The organism is Brumicola blandensis, assembly GCF_031846165.1.
In the GTDB taxonomy this organism is placed as follows: Bacteria; Pseudomonadota; Gammaproteobacteria; order Enterobacterales; family Alteromonadaceae; genus Glaciecola; species Glaciecola blandensis.
In genome coordinates, this window is the sequence record NZ_JAVRIE010000006.1 from 114,082 (window position 1) to 133,146 (window position 19,065).

Below are 19,065 nucleotides of genomic sequence, written 5' to 3' on the forward strand. Positions count from 1 at the left end.
TCTAATGGGCTTCGCCCAGAAAAATATAGGAAGGTAAATGAGCAAGGTAGTATTACTAGATGGTGGCATGGGGCAAGAGCTGCTTAGCAGAAGTCAGCGTCCAGCAACACCTATGTGGTCAGCAGATGTTATGCTTCATGAACCTTCCTTAGTGCGCGATTTACATTTGGATTTCATTCGCAGCGGTGCAGACCTTATTACCTTAAACACATATACTGCAACACCCACAAGGCTGGCTCGTCAGAATGCGCTGCCGAAGCTGCAAGATTTGCATATCATGGCGATGTCCGCTGCAACCGAAGCAAGGCAACTCTCAGGTAGAACCGAGGTCAAAATAGCGGGATGCTTGCCACCTCTAGTCGCCAGCTATCGACCCGAATTTGCATTGCCTTATCAGGCATCTCTCGATAGCTACCGAACCTTGGTGAAGCTACAGAGCCCTGCGAGTGACCTTTTCATTTGTGAAACAATGTCATCGATTGACGAAGCAAAGGCCGCTTGTGTTGCAGGACTTGAGAGTGAAAAACCTGTTTGGCTTGGATTGACGGTACAAGACGATCAACCCCAACTATTAAGAAGTGGAGAGAGCCTAAAAGACGCACTCACTATTTTTGAGGCCATGCCAATAGAAGCGATCGTACTTAACTGCAGTCAACCAGAAGCGATCGATGCCTGCTGGCCATTATTGAGCAAATCGACAAAGAAAATTGGTGCCTATGCCAACGGTTTCGTCTCCGTGACCTCTCTGTACCCCGGCGACACAGTAGAAGAGTTACAATCACGACAAGATTTAAGTCCCAAACACTACGCGGACTATGCTTTATCTTGGGTGGAACGTGGGGCCACAATAATTGGTGGTTGTTGTGAAATAGGACCGGAGCATATCAAGGCGATTCATCAGCGTTTGGTTGACGCAAAATTCAAGCCGTTTTAGTCGTACACGCACTGTTGGTGTAATCAATGAATGACAACAACAAGGCAACAAATATCCAGTCCCTTTACATGCAATCCAAACGCATTGTAAACTCATAACGAGAGTTCTGCTCGGTACAGGCAACGCAGTGGTGCATGTCATGTGGGTGTACTGTTCTTCTCTCGTCAACGGACCCAAGTTAATTATAATAAAAAAGGTTTTCTAAATGAAACGGATTCTAAGCTCCGCTGTACTCATTGTCTCGCAGTTGCTCATTTGCATTGCTGTCAACGCCCAGCCACTCATATTACAAACTGAAATTAGCCCGAATGGCGAAACTATCGCTTTCACCTATCAGGGTGACATTTGGACGGTTGATGCTAAAGGCGGCAGAGCAAACCGCCTGACTATTCATGAAGGCTATGAATCGCGTCCTTCATGGGACAATAATAGTAAACAAATCGCCTTTAGTAGCGACCGATTTGGCAGCACTGACGTCTTTATTATCGACGCCAATGGTGGCATGCCTAAGCAGCTTACCTTCCACTCATCCTTCGACAGCGTTACCGATTTTGCTCCCAACAACACCATTATGTTTGCCAGTCGCCGCACTTACGCGCAAGTAGAGCGTGAAGCCGAAATAATGGCTGTTGATGTAGCAGGTCAAAGCACAGAAGTGCGTTTCATGGATGCATTGGGCTTGGATGCAACAATGTCGCCAAACGGTAAAAAAGTTGCCTTTGTAAGAGGCACTGCGCGCGTATCCCGAGAAGATTACCGTGGACCAGCCAATCGTAATATCTGGATTTACGATATTGAAAAAAATACTTACACTCAACTCACCACGTTTAAAGGCACCGACTTCATGCCTAAGTGGATCGATAACTCAAGCCTGTATTTTATTTCGCCCCGCAGTGGCAAGTACAATGTTCATAAGGCGGAGTTAAATGGCAAGATTACGCAGATTACGAAAGAAACTGATTTCGGTATAAACCACTTTAGTACAACAGACAATGGTCGCACAATTGTGTATCAAGCTGGCGATGAAGTGGTCAGTTTCGATGTTCGAAAAAAGCGTAAAAAAACGCTCGACATTAATGTGACCGGCGACTTCCGTTTTGATCCCAATGTAGCAAGAAAAACCACTAACGGTATAAACCAATATGCGGTCTCGCCAGACGGTAAGCTTTCGGCATACACAATGCGCGGTGATATCTATATCACTCGCAATGATGAGAAGGATGAACGCAGCGTAAATTTAACCCAAGGTCCCTCTAGAGACCGTGATGTCACTTGGTTAAACGACAATACCCTGTTATTCGTTTCTGACAAAGAAGGTCAAAACGATATCTATATGCTGAAATCTTCAGATATTGATGAAGAAAATCTTTTTGCTAGCTTAAAGCATAAGGTAACAAAACTAACCAACACCGCTGAAGATGAAAGAAATCCCGTCGTATCTCCCGACGGTAAGCAGGTCGCGTATTTACAAGGCCGTGGCAAGCTAATTACTGCACAAATCAGTGATGAAGGCGTATTAAGTGACTCACTGACGCTTCTGGATGGCTGGGACACCCCTTCTGGCCTAGCGTGGTCACCTGACAGCACCTGGTTGGCATATTCTCTATCAGACTTAAATTTCAATGAAGAGATTTATATTCATGCAGCGGATAACTCATCCGCACCAGTAAATGTAAGCATGCACCCTCGCTATGATGTAAACCCCGTTTGGAGCCCTGATGGTACTAAATTAGGTTTCAGCTCAATGCGAAATAATGGTGATTTTGATATTTGGTTTGCTTGGTTAAACAAGAAAGACTGGCAGCGCTCAACCGAAGAGTGGAAGCGTTTGAGCAAAATGGACAAGCCAAAGAATGACAAAAAAGACGATAAGAAAAAAGATAAGAATGATGAGCTGAAAGAAGGTGATGAAGAAGGTGCTTCTGACGATGATACCGAGGTAGCAGAAACGAAAAAAATCACTATCGACTTCGATGATATCTACTTACGCTTAGTTCAGGTAACCCAATTTGCTGGCAATGAAGACCAACTGGTATTCGACCAAAAAGGCGAGCATATCTATTACAGTATTGGTGGTTCAGGCCGTCAGAATTATCAAATAGACCGCAGTTTGTACAAAATAAAATGGAATGGCGAAGATAAAAAGACCGTACTGAAAGGTAATGTTTTCCCTCGTCAGCTAAGCCTTAGTAATAAGGGCAAACATGTATTCGCCCTCACTCAGCGTGGAAAACTGGTTCGTATCGATACTAAAAGCGATAAGTCGAAAGACATGAAAGTCGTCTCGAATATGAAGATTGATTACGCCAATGAACGAGAGCAAATCTTTGCTGATGCTTGGCGGGCACTTAATGACGGCTTTTACGATCCAAATTTCCACGGCAAAGATTGGGATGCCCTACGCAAGAAATATGAGCCATTGGCGCTGAAAGCATCAACCCATGAAGATTTCCAATACATCTTTAATTTGATGTTGGGACAGCTCAATGCAAGTCACATGGGGCTATCCAGTGGTGATAACCCTAAAGAGACCCAAGACATCGAAACTGGCCTTCTTGGCATAGAAGGTAGCAACAACGCTCAGGGTTACACTATTTCAAAAGTGCTTCCGAACAGTCCAGCGCATCGAGATGAGAGCAAGCTAGAAATAGGCGACACTATTGTGAGCGTCAACCAGCAATCAGTACTAAACCAAAATTTTCACGCCTTGCTTAATGGTCAAGTCAATACACCTGTTCTTCTTGAAGTGATGCGCGGTGCACAACAAAGCACTGATACTGAGTCGACTACCGAAGAGGTCGTCATCTGGCCGGTGAGTAGCTTACGCAACGAATTATATGATGATTGGGTAAATGAGCGCCGTAGATTAACTGAAAAATACTCAAACGGTCGCTTGGGCTACTTGCACATTCGCGGCATGAATTGGTCCAGCTTTGAGCGATTTGAAAGGGAGTTAATGGCTGCAGGTTATGGCAAAGACGGTATCGTCATAGATGTTCGCTACAATGGTGGCGGTTGGACGACAGACTACCTTATGGCGGTGTTAAATGTGAAACAACACTCCTACACCATTCCTCGTGGCGCTGCAGAGGATCTGGAAAAAGAACATCGTAAGTTTAAAGATACTTATCCGTTTTCAGAACGCTTACCGCTATCCGCTTGGACCAAGCCATCAGTGGCAATTAGTAACGAGAATAGTTACTCCAACGCTGAAATATTTTCACATGCTTACAAAGCATTAGGTCTCGGAAAATTAATCGGCCGTCCAACCTTTGGCGCTGTCATCAGTACCGGCTCATATGGGCTTGTCGATGGCTCTAGAGTCAGAATGCCGTTCAGAGGTTGGTGGGTGAAAGAAAGCGGTGAAAATATGGATTTTGTGCCCGCAATGCCAGATATTGAAGTGTTCAATCCTCCTGCATACAAAGCATTAGGTGAAGATCCGCAATTAGAACGCGCTGTTGAGGAGCTGATGAAGTCTTTGTAAAACGACTCGTTAGCAATGACCGAACGTTAGTTCAAGTGAAGCGACACCCATAATGCGTTAAATCGCGTTGTGGGTGTTTTCATATTTTTGTTAGCTTTTCTGATACTCGATCGAGTTCACATACCATTCTTTAGCGCCCTCGGGCGTTTTAACCACAAACGTATCGTCGACTTCTTTCTTTAGTAAGGCTCTTGCCATGGGTGAATCTATTGAAATATAGTCTTTTACATCACCATATATTTCATCCGGCCCAACAATTCGAAAACGCTTCGTTTCACCTGCCTCATTCTCAATTTCTACCCAAGCACCAAAAAAAACTTTACCGTCTTGCTGTGGGTTGTAATCAACAATCGTGACGTCGGGTAGTAGCTTCCTCAAGTACCTTACTCGTCTATCAATCTGACGAAGAACGCGTTTATTGAATGTATAGTCGGCGTTTTCTGAGCGGTCTCCCAAACTGGCAGCCCAAGTCACAATTTTGGTAATTTCAGGGCGCTTTTCATGCCACAAATAGTCGTGCTCTTGCTTTAGCTTGGTGTAGCCTTCGCGTGTAATCAACTTGGTCTTCAATATACTGTCCGCTGGTTATAAATCTCAATTAAGGCAGTTTATAAACTCGCCTCTTAATACATTTTAATGCATAAAGTACTTTCACCGCCAACACTGAATGCTATAATCCGGCTATATAGCCAAGTGGCGGCGGTCTTGCGCCCTTGAAACACCCATTCAAAGTTTTCAATTATTGAGTTGTTCATGATCATCGAGAAAATTGCTTCCGAGCTAAACGTGTCCCCCGCACAAATTCAATCAGCTGTTAATCTACTAGACGAGGGCGCCACAGTACCATTTATCGCGCGTTATAGAAAAGAAGTGACACAAGGGTTAGACGATACTCAGTTGCGTAATTTAGAACAAAGACTCGGGTATTTACGCGAACTTGAAGACCGTCGTAAAGTGATCATTAAATCGATTGATGAACAGGGCAAACTAGACGAATCACTCAAGTCTAAAATTCTAGCTGCCGACAACAAAACATCCTTAGAAGATTTATACTTACCGTACAAACCTCGTCGTCGCACCAAAGGCCAAATTGCCATTGAAGCTGGTTTGGAACCCCTTGCGAATGAACTGTTTAATAATGCTGACGCCGATCCAGAAACCTTGGCTGCGCAATATATCAATGCGGACGCTGGGGTCGCTGATGAGAAGGCTGCTTTAGATGGCGCTAAATTCATCCTCATGGAGCGATTTGCTGAGAATGCAGAATTACTGCAATCAATCCGTCATTACTTGACGAAAAATGCTCATGTGAAAAGCGTGGTTGCGCCCGGCAAAGAAGCTGAAGGTCAGAAATATAAAGACTATTTTGAGTACACAGAAAAGTACGCCAAAATCCCTTCACACCGCGCTCTTGCAATGTTTCGCGGGCGTAACGAAGGTATTCTACAAATTAATATTGATGCCGATCCGCAGCAAGAAGAAGGTGTGCGTCGTTCACATGGTGAAGACCTTATCCAACAAACACTGCAACTTCGCCTAAGTGATTCTGCACGAGATAAGTGGCTCACCTCTGTTGTTCAATGGACGTGGAAAATTAAAATCCTCTTGCATATGGAAACAGAATTGTTTGCCACTTTACGTGAACAAGCCGAAGCGGAAGCGATTAAAGTGTTTGCGAAAAACCTGAATGATTTGCTCATGGCTGCCCCTGCTGGGCCAAAAGTTACCATGGGCTTAGATCCGGGTATTCGAACGGGTGTGAAGCTCGCTATTGTCGATGCAACGGGTAAGGTCGTGCACACCACTACCATCTTTCCTCATGCGCCACAAAACCAGTGGGATAAGTCAAAGCGCACTATCGCCACCCTTTGCCAACAGCATAAAGTCGATTTGATCAGTATCGGTAACGGTACTGGCTCACGAGAAACCGATAAGCTGGTCGGTGAAATGATGAAAGCCACTCCTGAATTGAAAGTACAGCGCATCGTTATTAGTGAAGCTGGCGCCTCGGTTTACTCTGCATCTGAACTCGCTTCCAATGAATTACCTGGCATGGATGTATCATTGCGTGGTGCAGTATCGATTGCCCGACGCTTACAAGATCCACTCGCTGAACTCGTGAAAATTGAGCCAAAAGCGATTGGTGTTGGGCAATATCAGCACGACGTCAGTCAAAGCCAACTTGGCAAGTCTCTCGACACCGTGATTGAGGATTGTGTGAACGCGGTAGGCGTCGATTTAAACACCGCCAGCCCAGCATTGTTAACTCATGTGTCAGGTTTAAACAAAACCTTAGCCAATAATATCGTTCAATTTCGAGATGCAAACGGCGCCTTCGTTGACCGTAAGGCACTTAAAAAGGTTGAGCGCTTAGGGCCAAAAGCATTTGAACAAGCTGCCGGCTTTTTAAGAGTCATGAACGGCAAGAACCCTTTAGATGCCTCATCGGTTCACCCTGAGACTTATCAAGTCGTAGATACTATCGCCAGCAAGGCAGATATCGCCGTAAACGATATGATTGGTAACACCGAATTGTTGAAAAGCTTAAAAGCCGAAGAATTTGTCACAGAAGAGTTTGGTCTACCAACAGTCGTGGACATACTAAAAGAGCTTGATAAACCGGGGCGCGACCCGCGTCCAGAGTTCAAAACAGCTAGCTTCAAAGAAGGCGTTGAAACCATGAATGACCTCAAAGAGGGCATGATATTGGAGGGCGTTGTTAGCAACGTTGCCAACTTCGGCGCATTTGTTGATATTGGTGTTCACCAAGATGGCTTAGTTCATATATCTTCTATGACCAACACCTACATCAGTGATCCCAGAGAAGTGGTGAAAACCGGTGATGTAGTCAAAGTAAAGGTCATGGAAGTGGATATTGCGAGAAAGCGCATTTCCTTGTCTATGCGCATGGACGACACACCTCAAGCCAGTTCAAACAACAAGCCAAAAGGCGATCGTTCGTCACAAGGTAAAGGTTCACAATCGAAGAACCAGCATAGCGGCCAACGCAATGCTCCTGCTAAGAATAAACCTAATACAGGGAATGCTGCCATGGGTAATGCCTTTGCAGATGCCTTTGCCAAGGCGAAGAAGTAAGCATGCCAAGTGAAGAAACAAGCCGTTCAAGCGGTTTCTTCTCAAGAATAGGCAACGCAGTAGGCGACAAGCTTGCTGCGTTTCTTAGTAAACCCAGCACACAATATCGTACCTTTAGCACACTTAGCGAAGATCAACTTACGGCTAATTTACAGCCTGGCGATCTGATACTAGTTGAAGGGAATAGTCGAATTAGCTCAGCAATCAAATATCTCACACAGTCTACCTGGTCTCATGTAGCAGTTTATATTGGTGAGCACGAGGGTCATAAGGCATTATTAGAAGCCGACCTCGTAGAAGGTGTTATCACGGTTCCAATGAATAAGTACAATGGCTTTAATTTGAGAATTTGTCGGCCTGTTAATTTAAGTGCAAAAGATACCCAAGCGTTGATCAATTATTTTACTGCTCGTATCGGCCACCAATACGATACCAAAAACATATTCGACTTGATGCGTTTTTTACTACCCACACCGCCAATACCTCAGCGCTTCAGAAGACGCTTGCTTGAGTTTGGTAGTGGTGATCCCACCAAAGCAATTTGTTCGACCTTAGTTGCTCAAGCATTTCAATCAATACGCTACCCCATTCTACCCTTAAAAACAGATACGAATTCACCCGCAAATATAAGAGAAAAAGTGATTTTGGCCAAACGACATTACAGTCACTTTACGCCCAGAGATTTCGACCTATCACCCTATTTTGAAATTATTAAGCCGACCTTACATGCTGGATTCAATTATCAAGATATCGTGTGGACTACTCAGTCAGACGAAACTGCATAGTTTACGATAGTGTAGCGTTTTGCTTTCTGCTGTTTCGTTTCATACATGAGTTCGTCAGCTCTTGTGATTAAAGCTTCAAGAATGGCTTGCTGCTCAGGCTCAAGAATAATTACCCCGACACTCGCTCCCACTTGAACCTGTAAATCTTCGTTGATTTCAATCGGTGCAGAAATCGTTTCAATCAATGCCTCAGTATAGGCAGACAACTCATTCGTATCATTAAGCATCAAACCAATAAGAAACTCGTCTCCACCCCAACGAATATTGACTGCAGTGCCGCCCTCTTCTTCAGCATTGTTGAGTAAACGTGTGCTGATCGCTTGTAAAACATCGTCGCCAACGTCATGTCCATAAGTATCATTAATGGGTTTAAACTTATCGAGGTCAATCATCATCAAAACAAAAGTACTTTGCTTCTCTTGCCGAGTCTTTAGTAACTCGCTTAATTGAAGAGAGCCTGAACGACGATTCAGCAAACCGGTGAGTGAATCATGGTCCGCTTCATAACGCGCCTTAACTTCCTCTGTTTTGCGATGAGTAATATCATAAATGATCACTTCGACAAGCTGTTGAGATTCGTTACGTTCAGCTTTACGAGAGTCTGAAATTGAAGAAAACAAACAATGTAGATAGCGTTTTTCATCCTTTTGTAAATACGTTAGATCAATATCTATTTGTGAATCAGCATTATCTTCACTCAGCATGTTTATCTGTTTTTTAACTAAGCCTGGTGATTCAAACAAATTCGCAAAATTGTGGCCTTCCACTTCCTCACCAAACAATTGATAAAATGCTGGGTTGCCAATAGTGATATCTCCTTCATTAGACAATAAAGCAATACCTGCTGTTGCTTGCTCAAACAACAGCCTAAAGCGTCTTTGTAACTCTTCTGTTGCCTCACGAAGCTCACGCTCAGACATGAACTGTTGCTTCAATGCGCCAATAAGCCCATTTGTTTTGCGAGCCAATGCACTAATTTCGTCTTTTTGTTTGTAATCTATATGAATAGGAGAGTTAAACTCAGGTGTACTTGGATCGACTAAGGTCAATGCATCAGCTAGCTTCTTAATTGGCTGGGTTAGTTTCGAGCGCACAAACAGGCCAACTGCTACGGCTAGAATAAGGCCCAAGCCTATTAAAAGATAAGCGTTTTGCAGGGCGCTACTGGTAACTTGCTGCTGTATGAAGCGTGCATTCGGGATAACAGTCAAACGGCCTACCATTTCAGTTTCAGTGAACGGATCTTTTAAGTCGATATTTATCGCTTGGCTTCTTGGTGATGTATCTCCGGCACTGATGAGTAAATTTTCGGTGGGCATATTGATACTAGCCGCTGCGACCAAATCGTTATCAACTAAACCATCGACTACTTGCTGAGCCAATTCAGTATCAGCCAAATAGGCCGCAATTGCGCTGGTTCTGTTTGCGGTTTCTGCCAATCGAGCAGTTAACTCCTGATATTGTTGGGTAGCCTGCTGCAATTGAAATTGGTAGTTTAAGAACGCAAAGACCGTTGAGATCACCAACGAAAGGAGCCAGATAACTAAACTGATACGTACTGATAGCTTCACAATTAGCTCCAATTAAACTAAAAAATGGTGGTGAAACTTAGGCTCAAAACATTTAAAGAGAGTTCTTCCTTTGGCGTCAATAAACCTGCTTGAACGCCAAACAAACCACTACCAAACTCACTTGTTCTAAAATGGTCAAACTGAACCTTAAACGACCATGCTTCATGAAAATCCCATCTAACACCAGCACTTATAGACTTTTGGTCATATGATGCCCCGCGAACAGCTTCGTTTGATTCAGCAGATAAAATGACTAACTGCTGAAATGCAACTGGAGGAAGTAATGATTCAGCACGCTCATAATCTATCACCTCAGGAGCCAATCTACGATTGTGAGTCGCTAGCGTCAAGTAAGGCTTAACGTTACCCAGCTGATAGGCCGCGCTAATATATCCGCCAACGGAGCCGCCGGCTAAAACCCAGTCACTGTCATAATCAAAAAGTTCAGCATTCAGCTCCAGACTATCAACATTATACTGGCCTCCGACAGATGCATAAGTAATAACCTTGCCATCGGGTACGATGTTGCCAACGAGCTCTCGTGCAAAAGGTGAAAATAATGGTGGCACGTTTCCTTCCAGATTCTTCACATCGTCAATGCCCACGGTATCGAAATTATCTAATGTTGAACGGATGAATGCCGCATGAAATCGCCAGTCAGTAGATTGAAGTTCGATATTTAGAACTGCCAATTCAGAATAATCGATAGTAAGTTCACCACCTTCAACATCATCAATGAAATTGGATTGGCCATACGAGAGAGCAACTTTTACTGCACCAAAATCGGCATCTTGAATGTAAGAAGCTTGTAAGCCATCCATGCTACCCAGAGCGCCTGCGGTGGAGTACATTTCCACTGGAGGTCGCACCCAATTGAGCAAATGCCCCACATTTCGATAATCAGTATATAAATAGCTATTAGTGCTGAAACGACCGATTTTCGCAGACCAGTGACGATCTATTTGATAGCGCAAAAAAGCAAGTTCTATATAGTTTGCAAATTGAGTATTGTCTCGGTCTTGCAATATGATCTGCCCAACGGCATCAAACTTGTCATTAAACTCAATATTCGATTGTAGGCCTAGAATTGAATCTGGAGCAAAAGACAAACCCTCTCGCCCATTTTTCTGCAAAGAACTCCGATAAGCTAATTTGTCATGCTCGGCATAAGTAAGAGACAAGTTAGTAAAACCGCTAAAACTAACCTCAGTGGCTTTTGCATTACTCACCGTCAGCCCACAAGTAAATATACTTGCTAGCAACAATAGAGGCACCGTTGAGGACTTCGGTTTATTCAAATCGATAAACAATTTTCATCTCCTTAGTCACTTTTGAAGCATTAATATAAGCGAGTACGTTCACATCTTCTCTCATCATTTGAATGATGTCAGGAACTGAGGATGCTTTTTCTGGGGGGGTTGCACGACCGGAAAAAAGCAAACGAGACCAATAAGCATTTATCTTGCGCTCACTCTTACCCACGAGTAATTCATAAAACTCTTTGCGTTGAGGACTTCCTGCAAAATAATCTATCGGTGTAACAAAATCACCATTCGGAAAGCTTTTAAATCGTCCCATGAAAATGTCAATCAGCTGTTTTTTATCCAAGGTGTCGATGGCATTCTTAGTACTCACAACGACCACTAGTGAATCAGGGTTGGACGGGGTTGACTCTTGCGCTTGGACAGACACGCCTACACCTACCAGAGCAATCAAAAACATGCCTAGCAATAACCGTAATAAATTCAGTGATGTAGATGAATTAATGAATGTTATTTGCTTCTCCATTCTGGTGTTGTCTACACAAAAACTATAGAAGTAGTCGACAGAAAACTCAAAATATTAATGAGTAATTATCATAAATTTATACAAACAAACTAAAATTACTTGTTGCAGCCTTTAGAGAGTAAACACTGTTTAACACTTGTGACGCAACTTGGCTTTGCTCACTGAATTCAATATCAGTGTTATCAGCCTTCAAGCTGGCGCGACTTTGCCCAGCAGGCTCAGTTGAAATATCTGAAAAGTCGCTTGAATCATTGTCGTTTGGAGTCTCACCAATAGCAGTTGCATTACTTTTATCGCCATTCAATTTTTCAACATTCTCTTGGGCAATATCAGCTCTTGCTGCTTGTTCTTTCTGCGATGCCTGTGCGGCAACTTTATAATCTTGCGGTGACGGTTCTGCAGGTGCCAATGCCGCCGCTTTTACTTGCTGCATTTTACGCACTGTTTCTTTGGGGGTTTTTGCTTCGGCTATATCAATAGATACTTCACCGCCAACAGCATAGCGTTTACCATCGGGACCCGTTTCATACTCGTAAGTTGGAGCACCAGCATACTGACCGCCTGTTGCGGCGTGCGCTTGCTCATGCAATCTTACCTCGTTGTCTCGGTCTTTTAATTCTTCGACTTTTTTGTCTTCAGACTGTTGCTGACGTTTTTCTTGTTCAGACTCTGCCCCCTCTCGACCTGCACTTTGATCGCTCCCGTTGTCTTTACTTGCATCGCCAGCATTCGGGTTATTTAAGGCTTGGTTAATAGTCGGTTTATCGTAAGTTGGGTTTTGTAAGAGGTTTGCTAAATTATTTGATTGATTGTTGCGATCTGCTTCTGCGCCCACACCTTTGTCAGCTGCACTTTTTTCACCCTGTGTCAGAGACGGAATAATCTCTCTTTGCACATTATCCCTGCGCGCAGAATCAGTTCCTACGTTGGAGGTAGGGTATCCAAAACTGTTAGGGATTGGGGTGACGATATTCATAATGGCGAGTTCAGTCCTCTCTAACTGGTCTGCGATGAATTAAGCAAAAGTATCGATAATCGTGCCCAAGGTCTCATCTGCCGCTTTGATGACTCTCGCAGATGCTTCGGCTTGGTTTGTACCAGAAATGATTTCAACTGCGCTTTGGTTAATGTTGACCGGCGATTGTCTATTTGGATTATTTGATGAAGCCAAATCAATCGATGCTCGAGTTACCTGCTCTGCACCCTGATTATAGCCTTGCACGCCTGCATACAGTGCGCTGGACAAATTACTATTTTCGATACCGTTGGGCATTGATGACCTCTACGCTTAATAATTGAAACAATATTCCTGATCTTACTACACAAAGACTGAGGATATTCCTTCCCTTATCCGGTGTATCGGCGGGATCTAAATTTTCTTTAGTGTTTTTTTTCATTTATTTGAAAAAATTTATTCACAAGTCACTAAGTGCTGCTAAATGTGCCTCACCACCTCTGTGATTTCCATTCACATTATTGCGTTTTATTGTCTCTAGCTTTCTTGAATACGGGTTTGAATACATACTCTACGATGTGCTTATATTTGCCTACTTCTGCAAAGCGCTCATCTTGCATGTCTAAACCAATGTTATGTAATTGAGGCTGCCCATCGCGCAGTAAGTAGTTCAGACGAAGACTCGTTGCTCGCCTCGACTCACTTGAGTCTCCAGGAACAGTCGACTGCTTTTGTTCAATATTGGACCACTGACCAAACCCGTTAAACAGCGTAACAGTTTCTTTATATGGCGTGATAAAGAGAATAACCTGAGCATCCGGGTGAGAACTAAAGAGCTCGGTTGCGGTTTTCTTGATTGCTAGATTCAGCGTGTCTTTATCTAAACGACCAGTTCGTGAATCAAAGATACCGCCATACTCAGCCGCGTTTGCATTGAATAACGCCTGATCTTCAGAATGCTGATTGGAAATGCCCTGTTGCAGAAAATAACTATCTGCATCTTTTGTAAAAGCGTTTGTGTAGCTTGCAAACTCATTTTTAAACGCGGGCGGCAGCCAAATAAAAATGGCGCTTGATTGAACGTTAGTCTCAATCGGCAGTACTATTTGGCTACCCGTAGGTTTAGGATCATGGAAAGTGAAATTCAAGGTTTTACAGCCCGCTAATGCGGACACAGCAAAAACGATAAATAAGTAGCTTAATAACTTCATTTTTTGCGTGATTTATGACTAGCTAAATCTTCTAAAGCGAAATCTAGTGCCTCCGCCAACTGCGCTTTGTCATCAAATAAATAATCGCTAGTTTTCGGCTCTATTTCACCATCGTCATCATAACGGGCTAGCAACTCAATGCCACCTGAACCAACCGACAATATATTGTTCTGCCCATCACGGAATCGAAGGTATAACCTCGCGCCGGGCAAATAGCCTTCTTCCTGTGTGAACAAAGTACTCAATACTGCACCGGCATCAACACCATCAGCTAAATAGACTTCGCTTTGCCCATACCACCTTGCATAGTGCCCTAACAATAAGTTGTTACTAAAGTTAGCTCTGACGGCATCTACACCTGCAAACAAAAATGCATCTAAATTTAGCTCTTGTTTTACTTGTTGCATGGCTTTTATAAAAAGTTCATTTTCTAATTCGCTATTTTTTTGCCCGGTATTTGGGTTGAACAGTCCTGGCGCGTCTTTTTCTAACGCTTCCATCACCTCATATAACCTGCTGGCGTCAACTACTTGAAAGCCTAAGTCTTGTAAAGCCTCGGTAATGCGTGGGCGATAAAATGTTTCCATATCAGCTTGGAAGAAGGCTAACTGAGATTCCATTCGGAAAGTAACAAAACCTACATTTTTATATTGCGATGTGAGCTGCTGAGAGTTGAGGTAATCTGGGCTTGATTTACATGACATCAACGTGAGTGCAAAGATAACGATTAAAAGCCTATACATCTTTTCGTCCTTGTTAAAAACTATTCACCATGAATAGATACTTGTTATTTTCCTTTCCCAGTTTATGCACAAGGTTTTTTTTAGTCAACATCCTCTTAGGCCATGCTAGCTGTGTAAGAGCATAGCAGAGATAAACCCTCGCAAGTGCTCAGCGAAAACCTTCGCGTCCGTTAAAAAAGGAGCGTGTGAAGCATGCTTAAAAATGAGCGTTTGGCTGTTTGGCTGCAAGTGTTGAATTTGATTGATTGCAGAATGTGGAACAAGACTATCGAGGCGACCATAAAGTCGTAAAGTGGGTACAACAATTCGCCCTATATCTTGGCGTAAGTCAGCATGTTGTAATATTTCTAGCCCCGCAGCAAGTGCACTAGGATGAGGCGTAGGCAATGCATCAATAGATGCTGAAATTTGCTTTATCAGCGCCTTAGCATTTTCTACACCCATCATTTGGATCGCTAAAAATCGTGATAGCGTTTTATGGTGATTAAGTGATAACTGTTCCGTAAACATCGATAATACTTCGGGCTTAATACCAGGCCAAGCGTCAGCCATTTGAAACTTAGGAGTCGATGCAATAGTAATTAAAGCCAGCATATTAGGGTGTTGATTCATAGCCAAATACTGAGCGACCAAACCTCCTAGAGACCAGCCAATCAGAACACTGTTTTCAGGAATTTGCGAACCAACACTATCAGCTAAGGTGCTGAGTTCGTAGGGCGAAGGAATGATATCGTGTTGCGCGCCGTGGCCGGGTAAATCTAAGCAGAGATAATCGAATACTACATGAGAGACTGATTCGCTCTCTTCATCGAGAGTTCGCAATGCCTCAATTAATTGCGAAAACACGCCAGAGTTCATTCCCCAACCGTGAATAAAAACAAGAGTGATAACCGTACTTTTGGCCGGCGCGGCAGTGCTCATTTCAGTGGTAACCTTTTACGATAAACAGAATACGTTGGCGCGAAAGTATATGGGTAGTTGGCAAAAAGGACTAGTACAAGGTTTAAAAAAAGCAGGCCTAGGCTATCGCAGACTAGCGTTATCTTTGTCACATCGACAGTGTTACTTGTGCCGTCAGTCGAGTAAGGACCTAATTTGTGGCTATTGTGAACATTTCATCTCCCCACTGACTACTCACGACAATTTGCTCACAAGTCCGGATATCCTTAAATACTTAGATACCCCGCAATATGATTATCTTTATGCTATCGGAGACTATGTTTGGCCATTTGACTTCATGGTCAGAGATTTGAAATTTAACAATAAACCAGTAGCTGGCAGGGCATTGGCTTCACTATTTTACCAGCGCGTTTTCATGCTCAAAATAATGGCGGTAAACAATGTGTGTGAAGCGCCGGAGAAATCAGACACAAGTATGTTACCTGAAATATTAATACCTGTACCCTTATCGCTCAGGCGCTACTGGCAACGAGGCTATAATCAATCACAAGTGTTAGCGGACTGGCTTACCACGCACACACATATTCCAAACGCGCCCTTACTTCGTCGAGTGCGACACACCAAAGCTCAAGCAAATTTGCAGAAGCAAGACCGCATAAATAACGTTGATCAGGCTTTTGAGTGCTGCCTCAATGGAGATTATAAGCACATTGCAATTATCGATGATGTGTTAACGACGGGGGCAACGATGAATTCAGCTGCACGGGCGGTGCTCGAACAAAATCCACATATGACAATATCGGTCTGGTGTATGGCGGTGACTTTAGTGAGCTAGATAAAGCAATTGAGCCACAAAGTATTAAATATTGATACCTTAAGTTTTATATCAAAAGCCTTGAATCAATTTTATTGCGTTTAATGCAACGTACTTTAGTATGTTGAACACATATACAACAATTGCCGCAGGCATTAGTTTGGAACTACAAGACACTAAACGAAAGGCATTGAGCGTCCTTATTGAGCAAAACCAGCTCAATGCTCAAAATATCGAAGAAGCGAAATCGGCGATCGAGTTCAATCCATCCACCAGCGAGTGGAAAAGCTTTATTGATCACTTATTACTGTGGGCTGGCGTGCTGGCACTTTCCTGCGGACTGATATTTTTCATTGCGGCTAATTGGCAAGACATCGGTCGTTTCGCAAAGTTTGCGATCGTTGAAGGATTCATCATTATCAGTGTGCTGGCGTATTTGCGGTATCAAAACAATCCATTGATAGCAAACGGGGCACTCTTCTGCAGTATGTTAGCGGTTGGCGCTTTGATGGCCTTGTTCGGTCAAACCTATCAAACGGGTGCCGATCCATGGCAGTTATTCTTCAATTGGGCTTTGGTTGTCACCCCTTGGGTGTTAGTGAGTCGCTTTGCGCCTATTTGGATGTTATGGCTTGCCTTACTCAATGCAGCCTTAGTTCTCTTTTTAACACTTTACTACTCCGACACATTTATTTTAAATGTGATGTGGGCAGCCAGCCTTGGCAGTTTGATTGCTTGGCACTTCGCAGCACAGAAATTGGCTTTTCTTAATAAAGCTTGGGCTATAGGACTACTCGCAGTATATGGCACTTACATTGCCACTTTTGGTGCTGCCGACGCGATATTTGGGGCTTATGTATCAGACGATACTAAGGGTCTCCAATTCGTAGCATGGTTAGCGTGGCTTGGCGTAATTGCTTATTTATTTTACATGCAACAACGTCAGATCTTTGTGCTCGCCTGTGCCTGCTTCAGCATTGTATTTGTGCTTAATATGGTGGTCTTCCGACTTCTCGATAATAATGCATATGAACTCGCCTTATTCATATGTGCAGGGTTAACCATTGGAGGCGGGGCTATGTCGACCTTCTGGTTGAAAAAGCTACACGAAGAAATGAAAACTGTGGAGACAAGTCATGCTTAGTATAAATCATTGGTTTGAAACACTCAGTACCGCTGGTGTTTGTGCTATGCCACAGCCTGATAAAAGTGAAAAAGAAACGCCTTGGTATATTAGTGTGCTGATGGGCTTTTGTGGCTGGTTGGCATCGCTATTTCTACTAGGGTTCATGGCACTGGCTTTAGGCGCTATGATTGAAAGTGGTATCGCGTCGTCGATTGTTGGCTTAGCGCTCCTTGGTGGTGCCTTCACCCTTCAGAAAAACGCGAACTCTGAGTTTTTATCGCAGTTCAGTCTAGCCATTAGTGTTGCGGGTCAAGGCCTGTTAGCAGTCGCAATATTCCTTCATCTAGAATTCGATATTCAAGCACAGTGGATAGTTTTTGCTTTCATTCAAATGGCTGTTGCACTGATCATGCCTAATCGCATAAACCGCTTCATGTCCGCTCTGTTCTCAGTAATTTGCATATCGATCGCACTATATGAGTCCGGAGTAGCCAGTTTGTTCACGCCATTAATGATGCTCTTAGTCGCTTATCTCTGGTTAAATGAATTTACATTGAGCTCAAAGTTAGCCGCTACTCGCGCCATCACTTACGGTTTAACCATCGGCCTAGTTATTACAAAGGTAAGTTTTGGATACTTTAACTTCGACGAAAATAACGAGCTTGTCATTCTGAGCGGCGTGGGTGCTTGGTTAGAAGAAAGCCTATCTATCGCTGTATTGTTATTTGTATTACATCAGTTGTACACAAAACAAAACCTAAAAATAACAAGCAAAGTGGCTATAAGCCATATTCTGCTGCTCATCACGGTTTGCGTTTTAACGTTTTATGCCAACGGACTCGCCTTAAGCATAATGCTTTTGTTATTGGCCTTTGGTTCAAGAAATCATTTCCTTCTAGCTATTGGCGTTGTAGCGGCTTTGTTTAACTTGTCAGCCTATTACTATTGGCTAGATATTAGTTTATTCAATAAGTCTCTTGTATTAATGGGTGTTGGGACTGCTTGTCTGGTATTACTTTATGTCAGTAAAAAAACGCAGTCCTCACCAACACAAGCCATAGGAGAAAGTCATGATTAAGGAAAGTATGAAGAAATATATTGTTGGTGCAGCGACTCTTATCATTTTATTACTGATCAACTTTTCTATTTGGCAAAAGCAATCCCACATCACTGAGGGCGAAGTCATTAACATCGAATTGGCACCGGTGGATCCACGCTCATTGATGCAGGGAGACTACATGACTTTACGCTTCGATATCGCACGTCAGATTAGAGCTTCATATGATGAATCAAGCCAGACTGAGAAAGATGATTCTGACAACCAAGCTTCCCAGCCACTTTTACCAGAAACAGCTTACGTGATTGTCCAACTTGACGAGAATAAGGTTGCGAGCTTCGTTTCTATTGAAGCAGACAACGCGGAATCTATTCCCTTAGGTCCTCAACAGAGAAAACTGCAATATCGCGTGCGACAAAATAAAGTTAAGTTCGCCACAAATGGTTTCTTTTTTGCTGAAGGGGATGAACCAATATATCGAGATGCTCGGTATGGGCAATTTAGGGTAAACAATAAAGGGGAAGTATTGCTGACTGGATTATTGGATAAGGACTTGGTTCTTTTAGGTGCTGAAATGTTGTAAGAAAAAAGTAGCAGC

The 19,065-nt window shown here is 43.3% G+C and carries 17 protein-coding genes; 8 read left to right on the plus strand and 9 right to left on the minus strand.

The features are described 5' to 3' along the window. The first annotated feature begins 37 nt into the window (after nucleotides 1-37). Together RM544_RS14160 and RM544_RS14165 are read left to right on the plus strand one after the other, a co-directional pair. Nucleotides 38-934, plus strand: a complete 897-nt coding sequence (locus RM544_RS14160; protein ID WP_311362458.1) for a homocysteine S-methyltransferase family protein — start codon at nucleotides 38-40, stop codon at nucleotides 932-934. A gap of 205 nt (nucleotides 935-1,139) precedes the next feature. Continuing rightward, the gene (locus tag RM544_RS14165) at nucleotides 1,140-4,421 is read left to right on the plus strand and encodes a S41 family peptidase (RefSeq protein ID WP_311362459.1); all 3,282 of its coding nucleotides are present in this window, start codon (nucleotides 1,140-1,142) and stop codon (nucleotides 4,419-4,421) included. 90 nt (nucleotides 4,422-4,511) lie between these two features. On the opposite strand, the gene greB is transcribed toward RM544_RS14165, so the two are convergent. Continuing rightward, entirely contained in the window at nucleotides 4,512-4,991 is a 480-nt protein-coding gene (greB, locus tag RM544_RS14170; RefSeq protein WP_311362460.1) for a transcription elongation factor GreB, read from the minus strand. 183 nt (nucleotides 4,992-5,174) lie between these two features. Between greB and RM544_RS14175 the strand changes: the two genes are divergently transcribed. Then, a complete protein-coding gene (locus tag RM544_RS14175; RefSeq protein ID WP_311362461.1) occupies nucleotides 5,175-7,517 on the plus strand; it encodes a Tex family protein in 2,343 nt (780 codons plus the stop codon). 2 nt (nucleotides 7,518-7,519) lie between these two features. Then, on the plus strand, nucleotides 7,520-8,302 hold the full coding sequence (locus RM544_RS14180) for a YiiX/YebB-like N1pC/P60 family cysteine hydrolase (protein WP_311362462.1): 783 nt from the start codon (nucleotides 7,520-7,522) through the stop codon (nucleotides 8,300-8,302). Here RM544_RS14180 and RM544_RS14185 read toward each other — a convergent pair. The 8 genes from RM544_RS14185 to bioH all read right to left on the minus strand — a co-directional run bounded on the left by RM544_RS14185 (nucleotide 8,281) and on the right by bioH (nucleotide 15,491). Continuing rightward, nucleotides 8,281-9,873 carry a diguanylate cyclase domain-containing protein gene (locus RM544_RS14185; protein ID WP_311362463.1) on the minus strand — a complete coding sequence of 531 codons (1,593 nt, stop codon included), beginning with the start codon at nucleotides 9,871-9,873 and terminating at the stop codon, nucleotides 8,281-8,283. The two genes, RM544_RS14180 and RM544_RS14185, sit on opposite strands and share 22 nt — an antisense overlap. A 17-nt stretch (nucleotides 9,874-9,890) precedes the next feature. Beyond that, nucleotides 9,891-11,183, minus strand: a complete 1,293-nt coding sequence (locus tag RM544_RS14190; protein WP_311362464.1) for a hypothetical protein — start codon at nucleotides 11,181-11,183, stop codon at nucleotides 9,891-9,893. Continuing rightward, nucleotides 11,164-11,595, minus strand: a complete 432-nt coding sequence (locus RM544_RS14195; RefSeq protein ID WP_311362465.1) for a type 2 periplasmic-binding domain-containing protein — start codon at nucleotides 11,593-11,595, stop codon at nucleotides 11,164-11,166. Before RM544_RS14195 ends, RM544_RS14190 begins: the two co-directional genes overlap by 20 nt. Before the next feature lie 142 nt (nucleotides 11,596-11,737). After that, entirely contained in the window at nucleotides 11,738-12,637 is a 900-nt protein-coding gene (locus RM544_RS14200) for a putative metalloprotease CJM1_0395 family protein (protein ID WP_311362466.1), read from the minus strand. 39 nt (nucleotides 12,638-12,676) lie between these two features. Further along, the gene (locus tag RM544_RS14205) at nucleotides 12,677-12,934 is read right to left on the minus strand and encodes a flagellar basal body rod C-terminal domain-containing protein (protein ID WP_311362467.1); all 258 of its coding nucleotides are present in this window, start codon (nucleotides 12,932-12,934) and stop codon (nucleotides 12,677-12,679) included. 200 nt (nucleotides 12,935-13,134) lie between these two features. Further along, complete coding sequence (locus RM544_RS14210) at nucleotides 13,135-13,827, minus strand: hypothetical protein (RefSeq protein ID WP_311362468.1); 693 nt, start codon at nucleotides 13,825-13,827, stop codon at nucleotides 13,135-13,137. Continuing rightward, nucleotides 13,824-14,570, minus strand: a complete 747-nt coding sequence (locus RM544_RS14215) for a hypothetical protein (RefSeq protein WP_311362469.1) — start codon at nucleotides 14,568-14,570, stop codon at nucleotides 13,824-13,826. Before RM544_RS14215 ends, RM544_RS14210 begins: the two co-directional genes overlap by 4 nt. A gap of 105 nt (nucleotides 14,571-14,675) precedes the next feature. Further along, nucleotides 14,676-15,491: a pimeloyl-ACP methyl ester esterase BioH gene (gene bioH / locus RM544_RS14220; protein WP_311362470.1), complete on the minus strand. Its 816-nt coding sequence runs from the start codon at nucleotides 15,489-15,491 to the stop codon at nucleotides 14,676-14,678. Nucleotides 15,492-15,540: 49 nt separating this feature from the next. Here bioH and RM544_RS14225 point away from each other — a divergent pair, with 49 nt between their 5' ends. The 4 genes from RM544_RS14225 to RM544_RS14240 all read left to right on the plus strand — a co-directional run bounded on the left by RM544_RS14225 (nucleotide 15,541) and on the right by RM544_RS14240 (nucleotide 19,050). Beyond that, complete coding sequence (locus RM544_RS14225) at nucleotides 15,541-16,305, plus strand: ComF family protein (protein ID WP_311362471.1); 765 nt, start codon at nucleotides 15,541-15,543, stop codon at nucleotides 16,303-16,305. Nucleotides 16,306-16,405: 100 nt separating this feature from the next. Next, nucleotides 16,406-17,428 (plus strand): DUF2157 domain-containing protein, encoded by a 1,023-nt coding sequence (locus RM544_RS14230; protein ID WP_311362472.1) that lies wholly within the window; start codon nucleotides 16,406-16,408, stop codon nucleotides 17,426-17,428. Then, complete coding sequence (locus RM544_RS14235; protein WP_311362473.1) at nucleotides 17,421-18,488, plus strand: DUF4401 domain-containing protein; 1,068 nt, start codon at nucleotides 17,421-17,423, stop codon at nucleotides 18,486-18,488. Before RM544_RS14230 ends, RM544_RS14235 begins: the two co-directional genes overlap by 8 nt. Further along, nucleotides 18,481-19,050: a GDYXXLXY domain-containing protein gene (locus RM544_RS14240; protein ID WP_311362474.1), complete on the plus strand. Its 570-nt coding sequence runs from the start codon at nucleotides 18,481-18,483 to the stop codon at nucleotides 19,048-19,050. The genes RM544_RS14235 and RM544_RS14240 overlap by 8 nt, the downstream gene beginning before the upstream one ends. Nucleotides 19,051-19,065: the final 15 nt, after the last annotated feature.